General features: G+C 62.3%; 24 protein-coding genes. 12 read left to right on the top strand and 12 right to left on the bottom strand.

Going from position 1 to position 23,436, the window contains the following annotated elements; genetic code table 11:
• Positions 1-3: 3 nt before the first annotated feature.
• Both L8F45_RS15645 and L8F45_RS15640 read right to left on the bottom strand, forming a co-directional pair.
• Entirely contained in the window at positions 4-909 is a 906-nt protein-coding gene (locus L8F45_RS15645) for a carbohydrate ABC transporter permease (RefSeq protein ID WP_342358808.1), read from the bottom strand.
• Positions 910-974: 65 nt separating this feature from the next.
• Positions 975-2,216, bottom strand: a complete 1,242-nt coding sequence (locus L8F45_RS15640; RefSeq protein ID WP_342358807.1) for an ABC transporter substrate-binding protein — start codon at positions 2,214-2,216, stop codon at positions 975-977.
• Between the two features lie 130 nt (positions 2,217-2,346).
• Here L8F45_RS15640 and L8F45_RS15635 point away from each other — a divergent pair, with 130 nt between their 5' ends.
• Positions 2,347-3,120, top strand: coding sequence for a GntR family transcriptional regulator (locus L8F45_RS15635; protein ID WP_342358806.1), 774 nt, complete (start codon positions 2,347-2,349; stop codon positions 3,118-3,120).
• Between the two features lie 105 nt (positions 3,121-3,225).
• On the opposite strand, the gene L8F45_RS15630 is transcribed toward L8F45_RS15635, so the two are convergent.
• Positions 3,226-3,438 (bottom strand): hypothetical protein, encoded by a 213-nt coding sequence (locus L8F45_RS15630; RefSeq protein ID WP_342358805.1) that lies wholly within the window; start codon positions 3,436-3,438, stop codon positions 3,226-3,228.
• A 231-nt stretch (positions 3,439-3,669) separates the two neighbouring features.
• Between L8F45_RS15630 and L8F45_RS15625 the strand changes: the two genes are divergently transcribed.
• The 6 genes from L8F45_RS15625 to L8F45_RS15600 all read left to right on the top strand — a co-directional run bounded on the left by L8F45_RS15625 (position 3,670) and on the right by L8F45_RS15600 (position 10,295).
• Entirely contained in the window at positions 3,670-5,106 is a 1,437-nt protein-coding gene (locus L8F45_RS15625; protein ID WP_342358804.1) for a M24 family metallopeptidase, read from the top strand.
• A 67-nt stretch (positions 5,107-5,173) separates the two neighbouring features.
• A complete protein-coding gene (locus tag L8F45_RS15620) occupies positions 5,174-6,430 on the top strand; it encodes an ABC transporter substrate-binding protein (protein ID WP_342358803.1) in 1,257 nt (418 codons plus the stop codon).
• 29 nt (positions 6,431-6,459) lie between these two features.
• A complete protein-coding gene (locus tag L8F45_RS15615; RefSeq protein ID WP_342358802.1) occupies positions 6,460-7,362 on the top strand; it encodes a carbohydrate ABC transporter permease in 903 nt (300 codons plus the stop codon).
• Positions 7,359-8,195 carry a carbohydrate ABC transporter permease gene (locus L8F45_RS15610; RefSeq protein ID WP_342358801.1) on the top strand — a complete coding sequence of 279 codons (837 nt, stop codon included), beginning with the start codon at positions 7,359-7,361 and terminating at the stop codon, positions 8,193-8,195. The genes L8F45_RS15615 and L8F45_RS15610 overlap by 4 nt, the downstream gene beginning before the upstream one ends.
• A 3-nt stretch (positions 8,196-8,198) precedes the next feature.
• Complete coding sequence (locus L8F45_RS15605) at positions 8,199-9,365, top strand: ABC transporter ATP-binding protein (RefSeq protein ID WP_342358800.1); 1,167 nt, start codon at positions 8,199-8,201, stop codon at positions 9,363-9,365.
• Between the two features lie 24 nt (positions 9,366-9,389).
• Positions 9,390-10,295: an ABC transporter substrate-binding protein gene (locus L8F45_RS15600; protein ID WP_342358799.1), complete on the top strand. Its 906-nt coding sequence runs from the start codon at positions 9,390-9,392 to the stop codon at positions 10,293-10,295.
• Here the strand turns inward: L8F45_RS15600 and L8F45_RS15595 are convergent.
• Entirely contained in the window at positions 10,264-11,178 is a 915-nt protein-coding gene (locus L8F45_RS15595; protein WP_342358798.1) for a MurR/RpiR family transcriptional regulator, read from the bottom strand. The genes L8F45_RS15600 and L8F45_RS15595 overlap by 32 nt on opposite strands.
• 117 nt (positions 11,179-11,295) lie before the next feature.
• Here L8F45_RS15595 and L8F45_RS15590 point away from each other — a divergent pair, with 117 nt between their 5' ends.
• A complete protein-coding gene (locus tag L8F45_RS15590; protein ID WP_342358797.1) occupies positions 11,296-11,472 on the top strand; it encodes a hypothetical protein in 177 nt (58 codons plus the stop codon).
• Here L8F45_RS15590 and L8F45_RS15585 read toward each other — a convergent pair.
• The 8 genes from L8F45_RS15585 to L8F45_RS15550 all read right to left on the bottom strand — a co-directional run bounded on the left by L8F45_RS15585 (position 11,469) and on the right by L8F45_RS15550 (position 19,756).
• Positions 11,469-12,233, bottom strand: a complete 765-nt coding sequence (locus tag L8F45_RS15585; RefSeq protein WP_342358796.1) for a LamB/YcsF family protein — start codon at positions 12,231-12,233, stop codon at positions 11,469-11,471. The genes L8F45_RS15590 and L8F45_RS15585 overlap by 4 nt on opposite strands.
• A 182-nt stretch (positions 12,234-12,415) precedes the next feature.
• The gene (locus tag L8F45_RS15580) at positions 12,416-13,324 is read right to left on the bottom strand and encodes an ABC transporter ATP-binding protein (protein WP_342358795.1); all 909 of its coding nucleotides are present in this window, start codon (positions 13,322-13,324) and stop codon (positions 12,416-12,418) included.
• Positions 13,321-14,334 carry an ABC transporter ATP-binding protein gene (locus tag L8F45_RS15575; RefSeq protein ID WP_342358794.1) on the bottom strand — a complete coding sequence of 338 codons (1,014 nt, stop codon included), beginning with the start codon at positions 14,332-14,334 and terminating at the stop codon, positions 13,321-13,323. The genes L8F45_RS15580 and L8F45_RS15575 overlap by 4 nt, the downstream gene beginning before the upstream one ends.
• A gap of 4 nt (positions 14,335-14,338) precedes the next feature.
• Positions 14,339-15,517 (bottom strand): M24 family metallopeptidase, encoded by a 1,179-nt coding sequence (locus L8F45_RS15570; RefSeq protein ID WP_342358793.1) that lies wholly within the window; start codon positions 15,515-15,517, stop codon positions 14,339-14,341.
• A gap of 2 nt (positions 15,518-15,519) precedes the next feature.
• Entirely contained in the window at positions 15,520-16,371 is an 852-nt protein-coding gene (locus L8F45_RS15565; RefSeq protein WP_342358792.1) for an ABC transporter permease, read from the bottom strand.
• 2 nt (positions 16,372-16,373) lie between these two features.
• Complete coding sequence (locus tag L8F45_RS15560) at positions 16,374-17,294, bottom strand: ABC transporter permease (protein ID WP_342358791.1); 921 nt, start codon at positions 17,292-17,294, stop codon at positions 16,374-16,376.
• A 45-nt stretch (positions 17,295-17,339) separates the two neighbouring features.
• Positions 17,340-18,797, bottom strand: a complete 1,458-nt coding sequence (locus L8F45_RS15555) for an NAD(P)-binding domain-containing protein (protein WP_342358790.1) — start codon at positions 18,795-18,797, stop codon at positions 17,340-17,342.
• Positions 18,794-19,756, bottom strand: a complete 963-nt coding sequence (locus L8F45_RS15550; RefSeq protein WP_342358789.1) for a LysR family transcriptional regulator — start codon at positions 19,754-19,756, stop codon at positions 18,794-18,796. The genes L8F45_RS15555 and L8F45_RS15550 overlap by 4 nt, the downstream gene beginning before the upstream one ends.
• Before the next feature lie 164 nt (positions 19,757-19,920).
• On the opposite strand from L8F45_RS15550, the gene L8F45_RS15545 reads away from it, so the two are divergent.
• Genes L8F45_RS15545 through L8F45_RS15530 form a run of 4 tightly spaced genes read left to right on the top strand, consistent with a single transcriptional unit; the run spans position 19,921 to position 23,389 of the window.
• The gene (locus L8F45_RS15545) at positions 19,921-20,412 is read left to right on the top strand and encodes a CMD domain protein (protein WP_342358788.1); all 492 of its coding nucleotides are present in this window, start codon (positions 19,921-19,923) and stop codon (positions 20,410-20,412) included.
• Entirely contained in the window at positions 20,409-20,984 is a 576-nt protein-coding gene (locus L8F45_RS15540; protein ID WP_342358787.1) for a peroxidase-related enzyme, read from the top strand. Before L8F45_RS15545 ends, L8F45_RS15540 begins: the two co-directional genes overlap by 4 nt.
• 16 nt (positions 20,985-21,000) lie before the next feature.
• The gene (locus L8F45_RS15535) at positions 21,001-21,846 is read left to right on the top strand and encodes an alpha/beta fold hydrolase (protein WP_342358786.1); all 846 of its coding nucleotides are present in this window, start codon (positions 21,001-21,003) and stop codon (positions 21,844-21,846) included.
• A gap of 40 nt (positions 21,847-21,886) precedes the next feature.
• Positions 21,887-23,389, top strand: a complete 1,503-nt coding sequence (locus L8F45_RS15530; protein ID WP_342358785.1) for an ABC transporter substrate-binding protein — start codon at positions 21,887-21,889, stop codon at positions 23,387-23,389.
• The last annotated feature ends 47 nt before the right edge of the window (positions 23,390-23,436 follow it).

Below are 23,436 nucleotides of genomic sequence, written 5' to 3'. Positions count from 1 at the left end.
GTTTCACGCTCCCGCGGCGCCGAAGCGGCGGCTGAGACGGTAATGGACCATCGTCACCGCAAGCGCGATCGACAGACCGATCATGCCGACCGACGCGCCGGCGCCGAGATCGCGATAGACGAACGCCCTGCGATAGAGGTCGATGACCAGCGTGTTCGTCGCGCCGATCGGACCGCCCTGCGTCAACAGCCAGATCAGATCGAAACGGCGCAGCGACCAGATCGTCACAAACAGAGCGAGGATCATCACGGTCGGAAGGATCGTAGGCCAAACGACGGCCTTGAAGATGGCCCAGGGACCCGCGCCGTCGATGGCCGCGGACTCCCGTAGTTCGCGCGGCACGCCCTGCAAAGCCGCGAGAATGACGACGGACGAAAAGGGAAATATCTGCCAGATCGTGGCGATAAGGATCGCAATCAGCGCGCGGTTCGGCGTGTCAAGCCAGTTCTCGAAGGCGTCGAAGCCCATCAGCTTCTGGACATAGTTGAATACGCCGTACTGCGCGTTGTAGATCCAGGTGAAGATCAGCGCGACGGCGACCGGCGGCGCGGCCCATGGCAAGGTCACCAGCACGCGCGCGACGGCGCGGCCCCTGAAAGGCGCGTCGAGAAGAAGAGCTGCGATAAGTCCGATGCCGATCGCGAAGACCACACAGGCGATGGTGTAGATCGCCGTGATCCAGATCGAGTGCAGGAAGTCCGCGTTCCGAAACAGCTCGCGATAGTTGTCGAGGCCGACCCAGATATGATTGGCGGGCGTCAACAGCGATGTTGAGGTGAAGCTGAGATAGAGCTCGTTCAGGAGCGGAATGAAATCGAGAAACAGAAGATAGAAGAACACTGGCGCCATGAACGCGTAGGGCGTCCATCTCGGAACCAGTGACTTTCCTTGGGGATCGCCGGCGGACATCGTGCGCTCGCTCGCTGGATCGACGCCCGGCCTAAGGCCGAGCGTCAGAGATGGTCAGCGCTCAGCTATTTCTTCATCTTCGCGACAGCGAGCTCCTGCGCTTCGTCCATCGCTTTCTTCGGGTCCATTCCGCCCTGCAGGACCTTAAGCACCTGCTCGATGATGATCTGCTGCAATTCCGGCGTGCGCACCTCGAAGCCAGCGACAAGCTGCGGCACCGCGTTCGGCGTCTGATCGTCATAGATCTTGAGCCATGGCTTCTTCGCGAGATCGTCGGCCGAACGCGGCACGACCGTCGCGACGCTGGAGGCGCCGAGAATGTCCTGCAGATCCTTCTGATTTTCAGGCTGCAGCGCCCATTTCACGAAGGCGAAAGCGGCGTCCTTGTTCTTCGTGTTGGCGTTGACGGTCAGCGGCGCGAGGATGAGACCCTGGGCGCGCGTCGGGAAAGGCGAGGGGGCCGCGAGGAACTGGAGATTCGGCGCCTGCTGGTTGAAGATGCCGGCGACGCCGCCATTGTCGATCTCGATGGCGACCTTTCCCTCCCAGAACATGCGGCGATAGGTGGCCGCGTCCGCGCCGCGCGGGATCGCGCCGCTGTCATACATGCGCTTGTAGGCGGCGACGCCCTCGATCACCTTCGGGCTGTTGAGCGTGAGATTCGTTCCGTCGCCCCAGCGGCCGCCAAATCCGAAGACGAAGTTGCAGAGATCCTGCCAGAAGCCGTTCCGCTCGGCCATGGTCGCGCGATAGGCATAGCCGAAATTGCCGCCGCCGCTCGCGCTTTTGGCGATCGCGAGCAATTCGTCAAACGTCGCGGGGACCTTGCCGTCTTTCAGCAGAGCGGGATTATACATCATGACATAATTGGAGATCTCGAAGGCGACGCCGTAGCGCTTGCCATTCACCTTGAGATAGTCGTTCGGCGCGCTGAACTTGTAGTCGCTGTCCTTGATATAGTCATCGAACGGCAGGACGCGCCCGGCGGGAACCGCAGCGTAGAAGTCGATCGTATCGAAACGGATGATGTCAGGCCCGCCGCCGCCGCCCATTTGCGTGAACATGGTGTTGGCGAAGGTGGCGAAGGGCAGGCCGATCGTCTGCACCTCGATCTTGTCCTGAGATTTGTTGTACTTGTCGACCCACGAACGCAGGCGATCGCCGCGGCCCGCTTCGGTGAAGGTCACGCCGGCGAAGGTGATCGTCGTCTTGCCCTGCGCAAGCGCGATTGGCGCGCCTGACGGCAGCAGCCCCGCTGCGGCCAAGGCGATGGCGGCCAAAGTCGATCTGCGTGGAAACAGCTTCATGATAACTCCTCCCCGGCTCGCCGCTCGTTCCGCGGCGGCTCCATTAATTGATATTCAGTGAAATATCACTATATTCCAGTATGCGCAAGCGGCCCGCCGATGTTACCGTCTGCAGGCGAGGAAAGCAGCGATGTCGATTCATAAGCGCGCGGCTCCGGCCGATAAATCACGGGGGAGAAAGCCGGCGCAATCGTTACGGCCCGGAAAGGCTGCGCCTGTCGCGAGCGGCGCCGACAGCCTTGCGACGGTCGCGTATGACCGTATCGAAGATCTGATTGTCCATTGCCGGGTCGCTCCCGGCGCGAGCATCACCACGAAAGAGATTCAGGAGCTGGTGAAGCTCGGCCGCACGCCTGTGCATCAGGCGGTGCGCCGCCTCGCAGCCGAGACGCTGATTGCGATCAGGCCGCGCGACGGGCTGCAGATCAGCCCGATCGACCTGCAACGCGACCGGCGCCTGCTGCAATTGCGTCGTGAATTGGATCGCTTCGTCGCCGAGCTCGCCACCGAACGGCTCGACGCCAACCAGCGCAACCGCCTTCTTCATCTGGGAGCCGTCATCCGCGAGCGCCGGCCCGGCATGGATGTCCAGGAGTTCAACACTTACGATCGCCAGCTCGATGCGATCCTGATCGACGCCGCCGCAGAGCCGTTTCTCGAACGCACGCTCAGACCGCTCCACACGATCTTTCGCCGCACCGGCAACGTGCATCTCACTCATCTCGGAGGCGCTGTGGGTTTAGCGCGAACGATTGACTGCCATCTCGCATTGCTTGGCGCGATCGTGGATCGGAACAAGAAGGCTGCGCAGCTGGCGTCGGACGAACTGATCGATTTTGCGCAGTCGATGTTCGACAGCCTCGAAGGCAATATCGATCCTAAACTGCTGAACGCCGAACAGTAGGCGTGCGGCTGGCGTATGGATCTGGAAGCCGCGCCGATCCGGAAGTCGGGCCATTTCCTGAGCCATCGCGTAGCGCAATATCTGCGGCGCCGTCTTCGATTTCACTCAGAGACTCAACGAATCGGCCGTTTGAAAGGCCAGTTTTGGCGCTTTACAGAGCGCTGACTTGGCCATGCAGATATTTCGCCGGGCGGCCGCCAGCTCTGAAATAATTGTTTCAAGATTGCGCAAAGCCGTTCGCGCCAATTTGGCCCGCTGCGCGTCGTCAAGGCAGCCCCGATCGATCAGCAGGATTGATAAGCTGGCGAAGCAAATCATTTTGACGCAAGATCGAATCTCGATTCCATTTGGAAAGAGATATCATTTCAAAGATATATAGCTAAACTGAGCGAATCTCAGCTTGTAATATTTTTGCGATTTGAGCTTCGAAACGTCGAAAACGCGTAATATTTACGCGATTGATCAATATTCGGGCGACGCCGACGCCTATGCAAAATAAGTTTCACGATCTACGCTGCTCGAAATTTCCGCGCCATCCCAGAGGCGACGATGACGGCAGTCCCACGACAGTTCGAAGGCGGTCGCCCTCCTCTCCATGCGAGGAGATTTGAATCGTTGCTTGAGGGTTTCACGCCGAGCTTCGAGTTTCAGCCCGTAAATCCATTGCCGGAATCAGAATTCATCGACCGGCTGCGCCGCATCAGGCGTGAAGCCACAGTCGCCGGCCACGACCTGCTTCTCGTTCACGCCGACACGATCGGCTGGTATCACACGTCGAACTCCTGCCTGCGCTATATCTGCGACTGGGCGCGCGAGGGCGTTCTCGTCATCCCCACCGACGAAGATCAACCGCTGACCCTGTTCTCTTTCTACAGCAGCTCCGTGCTGCTGCCGCCTGCCGGCGAGCCGCTTCTTGTCGAGGACATCTGGCAGGTCGGCACCTGGGGGCGTGAGACCTACAACCGGCCGGGCAAGACGACAGACAAAGTCGTCGAAGCCGTAGCTCAATTTCTGAACAAGCAAGGCTTTGCGACTGCGCAGATCGGGCTGATCGGCGATGCGACATCGAAGCCCTATTGGGAAGGGCTTAAAGGCCAGCTCGGCCAATGTTCGTTTCAAAACGCGGACGCCATTATCGACCGCATGCAGCGCGTGCGCTCGCCCCGGGAGCAGGCGATTGTGCGGGCGGCCGCGCAACTGGCCTGCATCGGCGTCGAGGCCGCCTGCCATGTGATCAGGCCGGGCGTCACCGATCATGAAATCTACGCGGCCTTCACCTACGCGCAGATGTCGCGCGGGGGAGAAACGGGCGACGGCTATCAGATCGGAATCAATCGCTATGGCACTCACTGCGGCAAGCCTTATGGCCATGTCGTCAGGAGCGGCGATCTCATCAATCTCTACATCTCCAGCGTCGCCTATCACGGATATAGCGCGCAGATCGCACGGATGATCGCCGTCGGCGCCATCACCGACAAGCAGGAAGAGGTGCTGGAAATGTGCGTCGAGGGCGTGAAGAAGGCTGCAGCAAAAGTGAAGCCCGGCGCGCTCGTGTCGGACGTCGCCAACGCTTCCTTTGAACCTTACATTGCGCGCGGTTATCTCACATCGAGCGACAGCCGGACGATGCCCTACAACTGGCAGTCGCTTGAAGACGGCAGCCCTCGATTGGCGCCGCGCAAATATGTGCCTGACGAGGATTGGGAGCGTCAGGGCCGGAAGCTGATGCATGTTTATCCGGCGACGGCAGGCCCCCATAATCCCAATGTCGGCCATGCAGTCTCGATGCCGAAATTCGCCAACTACAACATAGCCTCCAACAATCATGACAGGTTGGAAGAGGGCATGACCTTTGTTCTGCATTCGCAATGGCTGGAGCCCGAAGTCGCGGGTTGCAATGTTGGCGATTGCTATCTGGTGACTGCGGCGGGCGCAGAAAATATGAGCTGTCACACGCCGTTGGAGCCGCATCGCGTCCTGGTGTGAGCGTTCTGACAGGCCTGGTTCTTGCTATCACATCAATCATCGGCGCGATTTCAACGGAGGGGTTCAAATGGCGTTTCGATTGAACAGTCGGCGGTCCTTCGCACTCGCCATGCTCGCGGTTTCGGGCGCCGCAGCTTCCGGCCAAATCGCGCTCGCGCAAAGCGCCAAGGAGCCGGTGACGCTCGTCATCGCAAACTCGCAATGGGTCGATGCGTTGCGTGGCAAAAACCTCTGGAACGCCTTGCTTAAATACAAGCAGGTCGCGCCGCATGTCACGCTTGAACAGGAGGCCATTCCCTCATCCGAATTCGATAACAAGATGACGACGGAATTCGGCGCGGGGCTTGGGCCCGATATCGCCATGATGCAGGAGGGGCTTTTCTATTCGATTGCGGACGCGGGCTATCTCGTCGATGTGAGCAAGGCGGTCGAGGGTGTCAAGAACCTCAACCGCACGAACGACAATGGCGTGATTAACGGCAAGCGGGTCGGCGTCGCCTGGCAGCGCGCGGTCTATGCGCTGATCTATAACAAACCGCTTCTCGATGCGGCTAAAGTCAAGCCGCCATCGAATTTGGACGAACTGATCGCCGCGTCGAAGGCTGTAACGGCGGCGACTGGCGCGATCGGATTCACATCGCGCCATCAGATCGCGGATTTTGGCGGCTGGTTCATGGACTTCCAGAACTGGGCGTATGGTTATGGCGTGAATTGGGTCGACGGCAAGGGCAAGCTCACCATCAACACGCCACAGGCGATCGCAGCGATGGCCGCCTTCAAGAAGATGTATGATGCGAAGATCATTCCGATCGGCGACACGATGCCGACGCAGCGCACGCGCTTTAAGGAGAGCAAGGTCGCATTCAGCATCGACAATAGCGGAGGGACGCTCAACATCGCGTCCGGCGGCGCGCTGGCTGCGAAGGATCTTTATGCGGCGCCGCTGCCCTTCGAGCATCCAGGCGCGCATCAGCAGATATTTGTTGGCGTAAGCACGCATAGCAAGAAACAGAAAGCCGCGATCGAATTCCTGGCGTGGCTCGTGAGCCCGGACGGCCAACAGGCGCTGCGGGACGCGTCCGGCCCTGATGCGCTCGCCACGGATGTTCCGATTACGGAGGCGTTTCGCGCCGCCAATCCCTGGGCCGAGACATTCGCCGAACTCGCCGTCAAATCAAGGAGCACGCTGATCCCTGGGCGCGAGGTCGACACCGGCCCGATCATGCGCACGGTCATGGAGGCGCTCGAAAAGGTTCTCGTCGCCGGGGCCGATCCCAAAATAGCGCTGGCGGAAGCGCAGAAGCAGGCTGACTCGAAATTCTAGGGATCGTCGGCGCAAAGGCGGAGGAGGGGATGGCGAGCGTCGCAAGCGGGCGTAGTTTGTCGAGGGCGATCGCGCCTTACGCGTTCGTCCTTCCGCCCGTCATCTATCTCGGCGTCTTCATGTTCGGTCCGCTCGGGCGGCAAATATGGATGAGCCTGACCAACACCAGGATCATCAACCCGAACGCCGGGCGCTATATAGGCCTCAGGAATTTCGAGCGGCTTTTCTCCGACTCCGGATTCTATGACTCGCTCCGGATCACGGCGCTTTACGCCGCGGCGTCAGTCGTGCTGGGCGTGATGGCGGGCGTGATCTCCGCGCTTGCGATCAATCAACCATTTCGCGGGCGCGCCATCGTGCGCGCCATTTTGTTGTTCGGATGGGCGGCGCCGAACGTCGCCACGTCGCTCATCTGGCTCTGGATGTACAATGGCCAGTCCGGCGTCTTCAACGACATCGCAATGGCGCTGGGGCTCGAGCGCATAAACTGGCTGACGAGCGCAGAGATGGCGCTGCCCTCGATCCTGATTGTCACGGTGTGGCAGACAGCGCCATTCGTGATGCTCGTCATCCTTGCTGCGCTGCAGTCGACGCCGGAAGAAGTAAAGGAGGCGGCGCGGATCGATGGCGCTGACAGGCTCAATGTGTTCCGGAATGTCACGCTGCCGCACATCCTGCCTTCGGTGCAACTCGTCTCCTTGCTCACCGCGGTCTGGGCCATCCGCCGCTTTGACATCATCTATCTCCTGACCGGCGGCGGCCCGCTCGGCAGCACAAGCACGCTCGTTGTGAAAATCAGGCAGACGGCGTTTGAGAATTACGAGCTTGGCATGGCGAGCGCTTATGGCGTCATCGGGCTTGTCCTCGCTCTTCTCGTCGCCGCTGTTCATTTCATCGTCGAACGCAAGCGCGCGCAATGGATGGCGCGATGATCACGCCGATGAAAATCACACTCGCGCTTGTGCGCGGTCTGCTGATCGCAGCCCTCGTGGCCTTTGCCGGCTTTCCGATCTACTGGATGGCGAGCACGGCGCTGTCAGTCAATTCCGAGCTTTACAGCACCGGGCAGGTTCCCTGGCTGCAGATTCAGAATCTCCCTGCGCTCGCCAGCGAGTTGCTGGCGCTGCCATTGGGACGATGGTTGATGAACACGATCGTCATCGCCATCGGCGTGACTGTGCTCAGTCTCGCGCTGGGCTCGCTTGCGGGCTATGCGCTCAGCCGGTTCAAATTTCGTGGGCGCGGCGTTGTCGGTTTCCTCCTGTTCATGACGCAGGTCGTGCCTGAAGCGCTCATTCTGGTGCCGCTTTACGCGATGTTTATCGCGATGGGGTTGCTCAACAATCTGCTCGGTCTCGTGCTTGCCAATGTAGGCTTTTCGCTGCCGGTGGCGGCTTTCATTCTCAAGAGCGCCATGGATGCGGTTCCCTACGAGATCGAGGAGTCGGCGCTTATCGACAATTGCCCGCGTATCGGCGTTCTCACCATGATTATCCTGCCGCTGGTCATGCCGAGCATCGCCGCCGCTGCGGTCATCGCCTTCTTCGCCGGCTGGAATGAGTTTCTGTTCGCCTCGATCTTCCTGCGTGATCGTTCGCTATGGCCAGCCAGCGTCGGGCTCGCATCTTTTATTGGGCAGTATGAGACGCCAATGTCGGCGGTGATGGGCGCTGCGCTCGTCTTCAGCGTTCCCGCGATCGTGTTTTTCCTGCTCGTCCAACGCAAGATCGTCGCCGGCCTGACCGCCGGCGCTGTTAAGGGTTAAACGATGCCCGATTTGACGTTCAAGAACGTCTCCAAAGCGTTTGGCGACAATATCGTCATCAAGGCTTTCAATGCAACGATCCATGACGGCGAATTTCTGGTGCTCCTCGGCCCTTCAGGTTGTGGAAAGTCAACCTTGCTGCGGATGATCGCGGGCATCAGCGACATCACGTCCGGCGACCTTCTCTTCGGTGAGGATCGGGCCAATAGCTGGGAGCCTCGCCGTCGCGGCGTCGCCTTTGTCTTCCAGACCTACGCGCTCTATCCCCATATGACCGTGCGCGGAAACATCGCGTTTCCGCTGATCATGGACGCTTTCAAGGCATGGCATCACATCCCGATCGTAAATGCGATCATGCGCAGACGGATGATGAAGAGTCCGGACATTGCGGAACGCACCGAACGCATCGCGCGGCAGCTTGAACTGGAGCCGTTGCTCGATCGCCGCCCCGCAAGCCTTTCCGGCGGCCAGCGACAGCGAGTGGCGCTGGCGAGGGCGCTTGTTCGCAATCCCTCCCTCTATCTTCTCGACGAACCGCTTTCAAATCTGGACGCCAAGCTGCGCACGCAGACCCGGACGGAGATTTCGGCTCTTCATCACAAGGTCGGCAAGACGTTTATCTATGTGACACATGACCAGGTGGAGGCCATGACAATGGCCACGCGCATCATCGTCATGGACAAGGGCGAGGTGCAGCAAATCGATACGCCCGAGGGCGTCTACGAGAATCCCGCCAACACCTTCGTCGCGCGATTCGTCGGTTCGCCGCCGATGAATCTCGTGACCGTGACGCATGACGGCGAGTGTCTTGTCGTGTCGGACGCGCTTGGCTGGCGCCATCCCGGCGCCGTTCCGCCCGGAGGCCGGTTGATTCTTGGAATCAGGCCGGAAAAATTTCGCCTCCGGCTTGATGGCGACGGTCTGATCCCGGCTCAAGTTGCAGTTGTTGAACGACTGGGCGCCGAGACGGTCGTCGGCTGCCGACTCCTCTCTGCAGAAGGAAACGACGAATCGCGTTTGCTTGAGCACGATCTGGTGTTCGCGCGCTTCCCTGGAAATCCGAAAATCGCGGTCGATGCGCGCTGCGCGCTCGACTACGCGGCGGAGGATGTCGTCTGGTTCGATTCAACCACCGGCGCGCGGCTTCCGGACGCCGTTAACAACCGCTGACGCAACGCCTTCGCGGAGGGCCCAATGCAATCTTTTCATGTGTCCGCCACAGGTCACAGCCTGAACTATCTGCCGGAGTATGTTGCGAGCTGGCAGGGCTTCTTTCGCGATGAAGGGCTCGAGATTTCGGTTACAGTGCCAAAGCCATGGGATCTCGTTCTCGACGAGCTGGGCTCCGGGAAGGCCGATGCGGTGCTTGGGGGAATCTGGGTCCCTTCAATGCATTTCGGACGCGGCGCGACTTACGCGCCTTTCGCGCAGGTCGCCGCGCGGGCGCCTTTGGCGATTGTCGGCCGCGAAAGCCCTGAAGAATTCGAGTGGGGGAAATTGTCGGGAAAAGTCATTTCCATGAAGGGCAGCAACGGCGCCAGCGTCGGGCTGTTCGTCAAGATGCTGCTGCGAGAGCACGGGACTGATCCGCAGTCGGTCGGCTATGTGCAAGATCTCGACGGCGCGCTGCTCTCGCGTGTTTTCGCCGGCGGGATGGGCGACTATCTCGTGATCGACTATCCGTCAGCGCTCGCGCTTGAAGCAGCGGGTGGAGGGCGCGTCGTTGCTCCGCTCGCGGTCGTTGGCGGCGACATTCCCTGGAGCGTATATTATGCAGAGGGCACAGCTGACGAGCGGCGGCTTGACGTTCAGACGCGGTTCGCGCGCGCTCTGGGTCGCGGCATGAACTGGATTCTCGACCGCGAAGCTGCGCAATACCGCGGCTTCCTTGCAGAAACTTTTCCCCGCTTTGAACCCGATCTGCTTGTCCGGCTTGCGGATGAATATCGACGGCATGGAATGTGGACTACGCCTCGCATCGACAAGGCGGCCTATGATCGCTGGCAAAAGGGAATTTGCGACGGTCATCTCACCGAGCGGCCGATCGCGTATGACAGCTTGATCGACGTCAGGCCGACTGCTGCTTTCGCTGCGATCTGAAGCGCGAAGCCTTGTCGCTCGGTTCGCCCGGCGTTGAAACATCGTCCAGAAGCTTCACCAATCGATCGATTTTGCGGAATTGCGCGAGGCTTTCGTCGCCCAGCAATGTCGTCACGCTCCAGGCGAGATAGTTGATGATCGACACCGCTGCGGAAAAGGAATTGAATGGCGACGGCGACTGACACCGGCAGCGCAATACATATTCGGACGCTTTGGCGCTCGCCGCGGCGCTCAGATCGGTGATCAGGATCGTGGTCGCGCCGGCGGCGCGGGCCTCGGTCAGGATTGCCGGCAACAGACGTGGGCGGCGACGGAATGCGATAACGAGAAGCGCGTCGCCTTTCGCAATTGAGGCGATGTCGTGCGAATGGGTGGCGCCGCCGCTCGGCAGAACCTGCACGTCCCGCTTGATCAGGCTGAAATAATGCGCCGCGTGATGCGCCAGCCCATAGCCGCTGCGCAGCCCCATAATCCAGATGCGTCGTGACGATGCGAGAGCGGTGGTGATATCCGCCAATGTTTTTTCAGAGATGCTCTCAGCGGTCGTGCGGATGTTGTCGAGGTCGACCTGCACCAATTTGCCGAATGAAGCGCCCGACGGCGCCTGATCCGGATCTTCAAGTCCGGCGCGGGGAGAGCCCCAATGCTGATCTGAGCGAATCCGCCGCTTGGCGTCGGGATAGCTCGTATACCCCAACGATCGAATGAGGCGGGCGGCCGTCGCCTTGGATACTCGAGCCTTGTCGGCGAGTTCGCCGGCGGTGTAGCTCGGCAATTCCATCTGATGCTGCAGCAATATGTCCGCCAGACGCTTCTCGGCAGGGGAGAGCGTCGAATAGACGGCATAGATGCGCGCTTCCAGCGACGGAGGGCGGCGCTCCATGTTTCCCTTCTTTGCGGTAGCCAATCTGGCGAACTCCCGAATGATGCGCCTCCGCAACTTCTGCGGGTTCCTCTGTTTACGCAACTGCTGGCGATGTCCGCGTCGGTTGCGCCGGCCGTGCGTTTCCGTTTCGCGACGCGCGATAGAGCTGTCGCAGCAGCGAAACAGGAGCGCCAGCAAATCGACGCGCGCGCCTCTCTTGCGCAGCCTGGTCAACCCGCGAAGAACATGCTCTTCGCCGCGAACTTCTTCGACAGCGTCGTCAACGCCTTCAAGCCGCGCTGGCTCGATTAAGCTCGCTGGAACGGCGTCACGGTCAGTCCCTGCGACTCCAGCTTCGCGCGCAGCAGGCGCGCCAGCGAGACGGAGGCGGGATTATCGCCATGCACGCAGATCGAGTCGATGCCAACCTCAAGCCGCTTGCCGCTCGTCGAGATCAATGCGCGCTCGTTCAGCATGCGCAGCACATGCTCGGCCGCGCGATCGGGATCATGGATGACAGCGCCCGGCTTCGCGCGATCGGTCAGGTTGAAGCTGTCGTCATAGGTGCGATCGGCGTAGATCTCGCGGAAGCTGGTGAGGCCGAGCTTGTCCGCCGCGCGTTCCGTCTGCATGCCGGGCATGACGAGGAAGAGCAAATTGGGATCGGCGGCCTTGATCGCGCGGCCGATGGCGAGCGCCCAGGATTCATCTTCGGCGCAGATGTTTCCGAGCGCGCCATGGGTCTTCACATGCGTGATCGGATGGCCGGCGAGCGTTGCGATCGCCTGCAAAGCGCCGATCTGGTAGGCGGTCATGGTTTCGACCTCGGCGGCGCTCATGCCCGGCAGGCGCCTGCGGCCGAAGCCGGCGAGATCGGCGAAGCCGGGATGGGCGCCGACCGCGACACTCTTCGCGCGCGCGATCTCGACCGTCTTGCGCATGATCGAGGGATCGCCGGCATGAAAGCCGCAGGCGACGTTCGCTGTGGTGATGACGTCCATCATCGCCGCATCGTCGCCCATGATCCACGGTCCGAAACTTTCGCCAAGGTCGGCGTTGATGTCGATATTCATCGTTGAGCAGCCCTGTTCTCCAAAGACTCTAGCGGGCATCGGTCAACATCGACAAGACGGCACGCCGTGGCGATGAAATAACAGGCTTCACGCTGCTGCGTTTGGTTCTTCGAAGGGGTGATAGCGACGCTGTCAGGCTCCCCTGTCCGGTTCATCCGTTGCGCAACGGAATGGCTACGCCGTCAGACGAGAACGGCGTGGCCGGGCCCAACCTCGCGCAACTCTGCTCCGGGCACCGGCTTCTCCCGCTCATAGTCGAACGCGATCGGTCGACGCGCCCGCTCGATGCGCGGGTTGGGGATCGGAATCGATGACAACAGCGAGCGCGTGTAGGCGTGCTGTGGATTTTCGAAGATCGCTTCCGTCGGTCCGATCTCGACGATGCGGCCGCGAAGCATCACGGCGACGCGATGACAGAGATAACGCACCATGGAGAGGTCGTGCGCAATGAAGAGATAGGCGACGCCGAGTTCGCGCTGGAGATCTTGGAACAGATTGACGATCTGCGCCTGGATCGAGACATCGAGCGCAGTGATCGGCTCGTCCGCGACGATCAGCCTTGGGCGCAGCGCGATGGCCCGCGCGATGTTGATGCGCTGGCGCTGTCCGCCGGAGAATTCGTGCGGATAGCGCGACATGAAGCGGGGATCGAGCCCGACCTGCTTGAAAAGCCCGGCGACCTTTTCGGCGCGTTGCGCGCGCGAGTTCTCGATTCCATGCACGATGAAAGGCTCGGCGACGAAATCGCCCGCGGTCATGCGCGGGTTGAGCGCGGCGTAGGGGTCCTGGAAGACCACCTGCATGTCGCGGCGGAACGGCTTCATCGCTGAGGATGAGAGGCCGGTGATAGGCGAGCCGTCAAAGCGCACTTCGCCGGCGGTCGGTTCTTCCAACCTCAGGACGAGGCGTCCTGTTGTGCTCTTGCCGGAGCCGGATTCGCCGACGAGTCCGAGAATCTCGCGGTGTGAAATTGCAAAGGAGACGTTGTCGACAGCGCGTGTCGGATGTCCGCCTGCAAAAGAGAAAATGCCGCCTGAGCCGTAGACCTTGGTCAGGTTGCGCACGTCGAGGAGAGGCGCGTCTATCGTCATGGCGCGCCCGTCCGCTGCGCCGCGAGAGCTGCAGGCAGATCATACCATGCAGCCGCGAGATGATCGGCGCGCCCGCCTGCGACAGGTTGAAGAGGCGGCCTCTCCTTGAAGCAGCGGGACGTGGCGAACGGATTGCGCGGCGCGAATGGATCGCCATCGGCGACGCGATAGAGATCAGGTGGCTCGCCGGCGATCTGGTAGAGCCTGCCCGCCGCGCGTCGCTCGGCGGACGGCAGCGATTGCAGAAGGCTCCAGGTGTAGGCGTTGCGCGGATCCTCAAAGATGGAGTCCACCGGCCCACGCTCCATGATGCGGCCGGCATACATCACCTGAACCGTATCGGCGATCCCCGCCACCACGCCCATATCGTGAGTGATCCAGATGATCGTTGAATTGAAACGCGCCTTCAGGTCTTTCATCATGTCGATGATCTGCGCCTGCACGGTGACGTCGAGCGCGGTCGTCGCCTCATCAGCGATCAGCAGCCGCGGATTGCAGGCGACGCCGATCGCGATCATCACGCGTTGACGCATTCCGCCGGAAAACTGGTGCGGATATTGCCGGACGCGCCGGCTGGCGTCGGGAATGCGCACGATTTCGAGCAGCTCGACCGCGCGCCGTCGCGCTGCTTTGGCGTCGATTCCCTGATGGCGCATCAGGATTTCGACAATCTGACGCTCCACGGTCAGCACGGGATTGAGCGACGTCATCGGGTCCTGAAAGACGAAGCCGATCTTGCCGCCGCGCAGATCGCGCAGATTTTGCTCGGACGTCCTGAGCAGGTCCTGACCTTCGAACAGCACCTCGCCCGAGACGATGCGACCCGGCGGCTTCGGGATGAGCCCGATCATCGCGAGCACATGCACGCTCTTTCCCGAGCCGGATTCGCCGACCACGCCCAGCGTTTCGCCTGCTTCAAGATCGTAAGAGACGTCGTTAACCGCATGCACAACGCCCGCGGGCGTGTCGAACGCGACGCTCAGATTCCGGACCTGAAGCAGCGGCGCCATCACGTCAGGCCCGGATCAATCCGCCGACCGAACGGGTGAGAGATTCGCATCCGGTCTCCGTGACGAGAACGGTGTCGGAGATTTGCGTCGCGACTTCGCCGGGAATGCGGATATTCGGCTCGATGGTGATGATCATGCCGGGCAGCAGCGGAATCTCGGTCTTCGCGTCGATCGAGGGATGCTCATGCGCGCCCAAACCGATGCCATGGCCAATGCGTCCGGGAAGATATTTGCCGTAGCCGCGCGCCTCGAGGCCGCGTTTCGTCACCTCATAGAGGTCGCAATAGCGCGCGCCGGGCTTGATCGCGGCGATGACGTCTCCGCGGATTTCGAGAATCGATTGCAGGGCGCGCTCCTTTTCGGGCGCGACATCGCCGACCATCACAGTGCGTTCATTCTCGCCATGAATGCCTTCGATGACGGTCCAGATCAGGATGCTGACGGTTTCGCCCGGCGCTGGCTTGCGGTTGGTCGGGTTGTCGCAATTCATGAACATGCGCTCGCCGGCGAGCGCCCAACAGCAAAGTCCGTTCTGCACGCCGCCCTCGAGGCTGCCGAAATCGCTGACCTCCTTGTCCGGAAAATTGTCCGCCCAATAGCGATCCATCGCCGCCATGGCGGCGAGAGAGATATCGCGTTCGCTGCCGCCCCTCCGCAATTCGGCGATCGCCGCATCCATGCCGATGTCCGCGATCTTCGCCGCGGCGCGCGCATGGGCGATCTCGATATCGTCCTTGATCGTGCGCGCCTCCATGATGAGATCGGAGACGTCGCGGAATATCGCCGCCGGCAAAGCCTCCTTGATCTCGGCGAAGCGGGCGACTGAGACGAAGTCGAGCTCAAGCCCGATCGTGGATGTCGCCAGCCCGCGCTCTTCCAGCATCGCCTTCAGCGCGGCGAGCCAGCTTGGCCCCATCGTGACCTTCGTCGACCAGGCGCCGTAAAGCCTGACGTCGCGGATGTGCGTCGAGGCGCGCGCGTGATCGTCGCGCAGCGCATGGACAAGAAGAGCGTCCGATCCATCGCGAGGAAACAGCGCGATCACCGGATGGCTGTAGATGATCGGATTGAAGCCGCTGAGATAGAAACTGTTCTCGGGCTTGAACGCGACGATGATATCGACGCGGGCGTCGATCATCTTCTGGCGAAGTCGGGTCTGACGGGCTCCTTGAGCAGCGGCCATGATCAGGTCCTCATCTTTGGATCGAATATGTCGCGGAGCCAGTCTCCGAACAGATTGACGCTGAGCACCGTCAGCACGATCGCGAGACCGGGAAATGTGACGATCCACCAGCCCGTCGAGATGTAGACGCGGCCTTCGGCGAGCATGCGCCCCCAGCTCGCGGCGGGCGGCTGCACGCCAAGGCCGAGGAAGCTCAGCGCGGCGTCCATGATGATGACGCGCGCGAGCTCGAGCGTCGCGACGACCAGCGCCGGCGTCATCACGTTGGGAAGGATGTGGCGCATCATGATGCGCATCGTGCTCGCGCCAACGGCGCGCGCGGATTGCACGAATTCGCGTTCGCGCAATGTCAGCACCTGACCGCGCACGATGCGGGCGTAGCGGATCCAGCTTGTGACCGCGAGTACGACGATGAGATTGGTGAGGCTCGGGCCAAGCGCCGCCACGACGAGAAGCGCAAGCAGCATCAGCGGAATCGCAAGCTGGATGTCGACAAGCCGCATCAGGATGCGATCGGTGATTCCGCCGCGATAGCCCGCCACGATGCCGAGAAACACGCCGACGATTCCGCCGAGAATAACGGCGCAGCCCGCGACCATCAGCGTGATGCGGCTGCCATAAATGATGCGGCTCAGGATGTCGCGGCCAACCTGATCCGTGCCGAGTGGATGGGGGCCGGGCGCGAACAGGCCCGTCCATGTCGGCGCCAGCATGCGCGCGCGCAGATTGCTGCGCACGGGATCGGGCAGACCAAGCGCAGGCGCCAGCAGCGCGAGCGCCACGAGGACGACGATCAATGCGAATCCGAAGAGGCCGGCGCGGCTGTTCAGGAGGGCGCGAAGGGCGTTGCGCACGATCATCTTCGTGCCCGGATGCGGGGATCGACCACGGCGTACAAGAGATCGACGATGAAGTTTGTTGCGACATAGATGATCGCAACGAGCGCGACGCCGGTCTGAATGACGGGGAAATCCTTCGTCTCGATCGCCTGCACGATCAGCCGCCCGACGCCCGGCCAGGCGAAAACCGTCTCGGTCACGACGGAGCCGCCAAGCAGTTCGCCGACCAGGATGCCGATCATGGTGAGCACGGGAATGAGCGCGTTGCGCACCACATGCCAGACGAAGATGGTCGTCGGCATCAGGCCTTTCGAGCGCGCGGTGCGCACATAATCCTCTTTCAGCACGTCGAGCATGCTCGACCGGAGCAGGCGCGCGATCGAGGCGCTGACGAACACCGCAAGCGTCACGGCGGGGAGAACGAGATGCCCGAGCGCGCCGTAGCCGCCGGTGGGCAGCCAGCCGAGATCGACGGCGAAGAACAGGATGAGCATGATGCCGAGCCAGAAGACCGGCGTTGCTTGTCCGAGCAGCGCGAGCGTCATCACCGCGAGCTCCGCCAGCGTGCCGCGCTTCAGAGCCGCGATCGCGCCCGCGCCGCCGCCGATGATCACGCCCAGCGCGATCGCCGCGGCAGCGAGCTGAATGGTCGCGGGCATTCTTTCCAGCACCACCTCGGCCGCCGGCCTGCCGAATTGAAAAGAACGGCCGAAATCGCCGGTCAGCACATGGACGGTGAAAGTGAGATATTGCCGCCACATCGGTTGGTTGAGGCCAAGCGCGGCGCTGAGTTCGTCCATCTGCTGCGCGCTCGCGCCGACCGGAACCAGAAGCGCGACGGGATCGCCGACAAGTCGCGTCACGAAGAACACGATCGTCACGACGCCCCAGACCGAAATCAGCGCTTCCGCGAAACGCGCCAGCACATAGCGGATCACGATCCGCTCCCGACGCGCTGCGCGGCCCGTGCGATCATCATCGCGTCACGCGGCGTCCATCAGATCGGGCGCGTCAGCATCGGCCCACTCATCGCCGAGAAGTTCCGGCGTCGCGAAGGCTTCGAGGTTGGCGTAATGCGCAGCGCGGTCCTCGACGAAGAGACTGCGCGTAAGGCCGCGGGCGAGGCGGTCCGCGCCTTCGCTAATCGCAGGGATATCGCCGGTCAGCTTGCCGTGACTGAGCGTCGCGGGGAAATTGAAGCAGTAGATCGATCCGAGCGCGGGGCAGGCGCCTGGCGTCTTCTCCTGAAATTCGAAGCTCTCGCCGAGATAAGGCGATCCCGCGAGTTCAGCATTGGGATTGACGCCCTCGGGAATGGAGCCGTCGCTCCAGAGACGGATATGCGGCGCGAAGGCGGCGAGTTCCGGCCGGCTCGCCAGATCGACCTTGAAGCCTGTGCCGAAAACCACGAAGTCGACGGGATATCGCCCCTTCGGCGTTTCGATCACGACATGGTCGCCGTCCTGCGAGAGATCCATGATCGGACTCGAAAGGTGAAAATGCGCGCTGGCGTGCTGCGAGACGCGCAGCGTGCTGTCGCGCGGCGGCGGCGTCTGCTCGCGCATGGCGTAATCGAGGAAGCGCCACTTCCACTCGTCGGGCAGGCCTGCGAATCCATGCACGACGCCCTGGCTGCCGATGCCCGTCATCTTGTTGATGCGGGGAATGTCGCTGCGACGAATGAAGAGGTCCATGCGCGCGGCGCCGGCTTCCAATGCGGTCGCGGCGTTGTCCATCGAAGATGCGCCGGCGCCGATCACCGCCACGCGTCGTCCCTTCAGCGCAGCGAAGTCGATGTCGTCGGCGGAGTGCGCGCGGAATTGAGGGTCGATGCGATAGGCGATTTCAGGAAGGTATGGCCCGCCGAGCCCATCGCGGCCGGTCGCGAGAACGAGCCTGCGCGCATATTCAGTCTCCGCGACGCCGGCGCGAGTGACGGAGAGAGAAAGAAGCCCGTCGCCTGCATCTGCGACATCGGAGACGAACGTGTCGTTCTGCACGGGGAGCGCCAGAACCTTCCGATACCAGATGAGATAATCCATCCAGAGCGGGCGCGGGATTTTGCCGAGCGCGTTCCATGCTTCACGGCCAAATTGAGCCTCGTAGAACGCGCGGAAGGTGAGCGCCGGCAATCCCATCGCAGGTCCGGTGAGCTGCTTCGGCGAGCGCAAATTGCGCATGCGGGCGAATGTCACCCAAGGCCCCTCGCGGCCCGCGGGCGCGGCGTCGAAGAGGATATGATTGTCGACGCCCAGACGCTTGAGCATGCCTGACGCGACGAGGCCAGCCATGCCTGCGCCCATGATGACGACATCGCGCACTCGGCGCTCGCCGACGAAGCGCGGGGGAATCCAGGATTTGGACGGCAGCTCCAGCCATTCCAGATCCTGCTGCAGGCGCGCCTCCAGCGCCGCGAGTCCCTGAGGCGAGGACGCGTTCATGCGCTCGCTCGCGTCATGGCCGCGTCGTCCCGCGTGCTCGCGCCGGCGCGCAGCTTGAAGCCCGGCAGCAATGTCTGCGCCTTTGCAAGCAGCGCGTCGTTGAAGGCGATGAGCGTCGGCGACAGCGGCTTTCCCGCAGGCGAAAACGCGCCGACGAGAAACGGGATCAGCGTATCCAGCGGCCGGATCGTCAGCCCTTCGAGGGGCAGCCCATGCGCGGTCGCGGGTTCGACGATGGCGACGCCGAGACCCTCGCGCGCCATGGCGAGCGCGGCGGACGAGGCGTTCGTCTCGATGATCGCCGGCGCTTCGATGCGCGCGCGCGCCAGCACATCGTTGATGCGTTGGCGTAACCTACTTGCCAGAGTGAGCACGCGACGCTCGCGCAGATCGCGCAGGCTCACGATTGATTTCGATGCGAGTTGATCGTCGGCGCGCATCACCGCAACGCAGGGCGCCTCGGCGACCCAGTGAACATCGATACCGGATTCCTCGAAAGGCAGCGTCGCGAGCCCGAAATCGGCAGTGCGCGACACCACGTCCTGCACGACGCGCTCGGCGGCGACAGCGCTCACATGAATGCGCGCCGGCAGAAGCGACGCATCGATGGCCGCGAGCGCGGCCGGCACCAGGCTGACCGACAGCGCCGGCGTGGCCGCGATCTCGACCGGGCGCACAGCGGTCTGGCCGATCGCGCGGGCGCATTCGCTGGCGTGTCGGAAGCTCTGCAGCAGCCGTTCGACCTCCTCGTAGAAGAGGACGCCCCGTTCCGTCGGGGCGATGCGCGGGCCGCTGCGCCGCAAAACGGCGTAGCCCAACTTGCCCTCAAGGTCCTGGATCAGCCTTGTGACCGCGGGCTGCGAACGGCCAAGCATGCGGGCCGCGCCCGTGATCGAGCCCGCGGACATCACCGCCGCGAACGCGTCGAGCTGCCGGAGATCGAGCCGATCTGCATACATAAAACGGATCATAGAGGGGTTTTTATGCCTCACAAGCATAAAAACACAGCTCCCGGCGCCTTTGGAATATCGTTCTGCATTATTATTGATCTGTAGAATGAATGCATCTTGATGCCAAAAATGCATCATGCAAGTCTTATCGCGTCTGACGCCGGGAGCAACCCTTGGCCGCCGCCACGATCATTGAATCCCTTGCCGAAACCGCGGCGGGCACGCCGCTGGGAGAGGCTCTCGTCGGCCGCGCAGCGATCATAGACATGAGCCAGCGCGCTCACGATGCGGTTCTGCGGCCGTGCGATCCCGGCGGCCTCTCCTATCTCGAGCGCGCCGCCGTGGCGGAGCGGATGGCGCGCCATCACGGCGATGCGCGCCTCGCCGCCCACTACGCCAGCCTGCTGGGCGAGGCCGCCCCTGAGGCGGTCGCCGACCTGCGCGATCCCCGGCGTCTTCCGGCGGAGGCCCGCGCGGCCGCGATCGCGAGGCATGCCGATCTTCTGACGCTCGCGCCGCGAGATGCGACGCGCGCCTCGATCGATGCGTTGCGCGACGCTGGCGTTTCCGAGCCCGATATCGTCCGGCTCTCCGAACTCGCGGCCTTCGTGAACTATCAGGCGCGCGTGATCGCCGGCCTGCGCGCGTTGCAGGGGGCGGCATGAGCGGCGCCGTCCACGAATTCACCGCGCGGCCGCTGCGCTGGGTTCCTTATGTCGCGCCGGTGCGGCTCGAAGAAGCCACTGCCGAACAGCGCGACGCCATGAAAGTGACGCCGTCGAACAAGAAGATTTCGGATTACGTGCTGACGCTCGCCCATGATCCGGAATCGCTTGCCGTGCGCTCGCCGCTCTTCAACGCCATCATGTATGGCAAGGAGGGCCTGCCGCCCGGCGAGCGCGAGCTTGGCGCCGTGGCCGCATCGGTCGTCAATCGATGCGTCTATTGCGTCTCGGTCCACGCTGCGCGCTATATCCAGCTCACGAAACGGGAAGACGTCATCGCTGCGATATTCGATGGCGGCGAACATCCCGAACTCGATGAATATTCGCAGGCGATCTTCGACTTCGCCGCCGCTCTGTCGCAGACGCCCTCGGCCGTTCGCGCCGAGCATGTGCGCGCGCTGCGCGACCAGGGTCTCGGCGAGGGCGACATCATCGATCTCATTCTGGCGTCGAGCATCTTCGGCTGGGCGAACCGGCTGATGCATACGCTGGGCGAGCCCAGAGCGGATTGAAACAGCGAGCGGCGCGATGAAGAAGGTCAGGCTCAACGGCGCGGACTTCGTCTATAACTCGGCGGGCGACGAACACGAACACGCCATCGTCGTCCTGCATGGCGGGCGCGGCATCGGCGATCATCGTCGCGATTTCCAGGCCTTTCTGCCACTTGCCGACGCCTATCGCGTTCTCGCCTATGATCAGCGCGGCTGCGGTCTGACGAGTCTCACGCCGCCCTTCACCTTCGCCCAGTTCGCCGACGATCTCGAGGCCTTCCGTCTCGAAGTCTGCGGCGGAAAGAAGATCATCCTGATCGGCGGGTCGTTCGGCGGCATGATCGCGCTCACCTACGCCGCCCGCTATCAGGCCGGCCTGTCGCACCTGATTCTGCGCGGCACGGCGCCCAGTTATCATATGCAGGACGATGTGTTCGCGCATCTCAGGCAGCGATTGCCGCAGGCCCCGAGCGCCTCGGAAGCGATGGTGCGCAAGCTGATTGTTGACGGCTGCGAAGACGACATCGAGCTGAGACTGATCTGGCTCGCGTGCCAGCCGCTCTATTTCGAGGAGTTCGATCCGGATGCGGCGCTTCTCGCGACGCGCGAGCTGCATATCCATGCTGAGACCCATCGCGAGCTTTTCCAGCACGACAAATATTATGATGTTCGCGCCGCGCTGCCGACAATCAAGGTCCCGACCTACATCGTCGTGGGAGCCAACGACTGGATTTGCCCGGTCCAGCAGTCGCAGGTGATCGCGGCGGGAATTCCGGGATCGGAGCTCGACGTCATCGAAGGCGCCAATCATCCCGTCCATATCGAGAAGAACGAATTGGTGCTCGCGCGGATCAGGGACTTCATCAGGCGTCGCGCCGCGTGACGAAAATTCTGATGCAGTCGAATGAGGGAAGGGGAATGCGATGAAATCTGGCAATCTCGCGCGGACGGCCGCCGTCCTTCTGGCCTTCGCGCCGATAAACGCAGCTTTGGCGCAATCGTCGAATACATTGACGATCGCGCTTCCGACCGCGCTGACGACGCTTGACCCCCACATGACGGCGACCGTCGGCACCGATCTCAGCGTGCTCAGCCACATCTATCCCGGCCTGCTCACGCGCGGCGCCGATCTCAAGCTCAAGCCCGACGCCGCCGTCTCCTGGGAACCGGTCGATGATACCACCTGGCGATTCAAGCTGAAGCCGGGCCTGAAATTCGAGAATGGCGAAAAGCTCGACGCCGCAGCCGTGAAATGGAACATCGATCGCGTGCTCGATCCCAAGGTCGGCGCGCGCATCAAGGCGTGGTTCGGCTCGGTCAAGACGGTCAATGTCGTCGATGAAGCGACTGTTGATATCGTGACGACGTCGCCCTATCCCGCGCTTGCCGATCAGCTCTCGATGTTTCTGCTTCTCCCGCCGCAATGGGCTGCGTCGAATGATCCTGCGCGTTCGACCATGGCGGGCGGGCCTTACAAGATCGCAGAGAATGTTCCCGGCGATCATGTGACGCTTGAACCCAACCCCAATTTCGCCGGCGCAAAGCCGGCCTTTGCGAAAGTCAATTTCCGCATCATTCCGGAGGTTTCAAGCCGCATCGCGGCGCTCAATGCGAAAGAGGTCGATCTGATCGGCGGCATTCCCGTTTCCGAGATCGACCGCATTAACAAGGCCGGCGCCGCGCGCGCCGATTCCGTGCAGAGCACGCGTACGGCGTTCCTGAAGCTCAACCTCAACAAGAAGCCGATCGAGAACAAGGCGCTGCGTCAGGCGCTCAACTATGGCGTCGACAAAGAAGGCATCGTCAGCGCGATCTTCGGCGGCCGCGCGCCGGTGTCGCCCTGTCAGCTCCTGACGAGCGACTATTTCGGCTTCAACCCGGATCTCAAGGCCTATCCCTATGATCCGGACAAGGCGAAGGCGCTGATCAAGCAGTCGGGGATCGATCCGAAGCAGCCGATCGAGCTCGAGATTCCCGTCGCGGTCTATCTCAACGGCTCCGAAGTCGTGCAGGCGATCGCCTCGAGTTACGAGGAGCTCGGTCTGAAGGTGAAGATCACGGAGATGGACTTCGGCGCCTTCATGACGAAGCAGACGCGCGCGCGCGATCTCGCGCAGCTGGCGTTCCTCACCTATGCGTGGCCGACGCTCGACGCGGATGGGCTGCTGACGCTCAGCGCGCCGGGCAATGTCTATGATTACTGGAACGATGCGCCGTTCGGAAAACTGCTCGACGAGGCGCGCGCGACGACGGACAAGACGAAGCGCGCGGCGCTCTACAAGCAGGCGACGGCGCGCATGTGCGACGAAGCGGCGATGGTGTTCCTCTATGTCCAGCCGGTCACCTACGGAGTCTCCAGGCGGGTCGAATGGCATGCGCGTGGCGATGATTGGGTGCGCGCGTTCGATTTTTCTGTCGCGAAGTGACCATCGGGTGAGATCAGGCCGCGCGGGCGCGTGAAAGCCTGCTGGCC

The sequence above is a fragment of the Terrirubrum flagellatum genome (genome assembly GCF_022059845.1).
GTDB classification, from domain to species: Bacteria; Pseudomonadota; Alphaproteobacteria; order Rhizobiales; family Beijerinckiaceae; genus Terrirubrum; species Terrirubrum flagellatum.
Note: the sequence above shows the minus strand (reverse complement) of the source record. Positions and strands in the feature narration are given on the sequence as shown.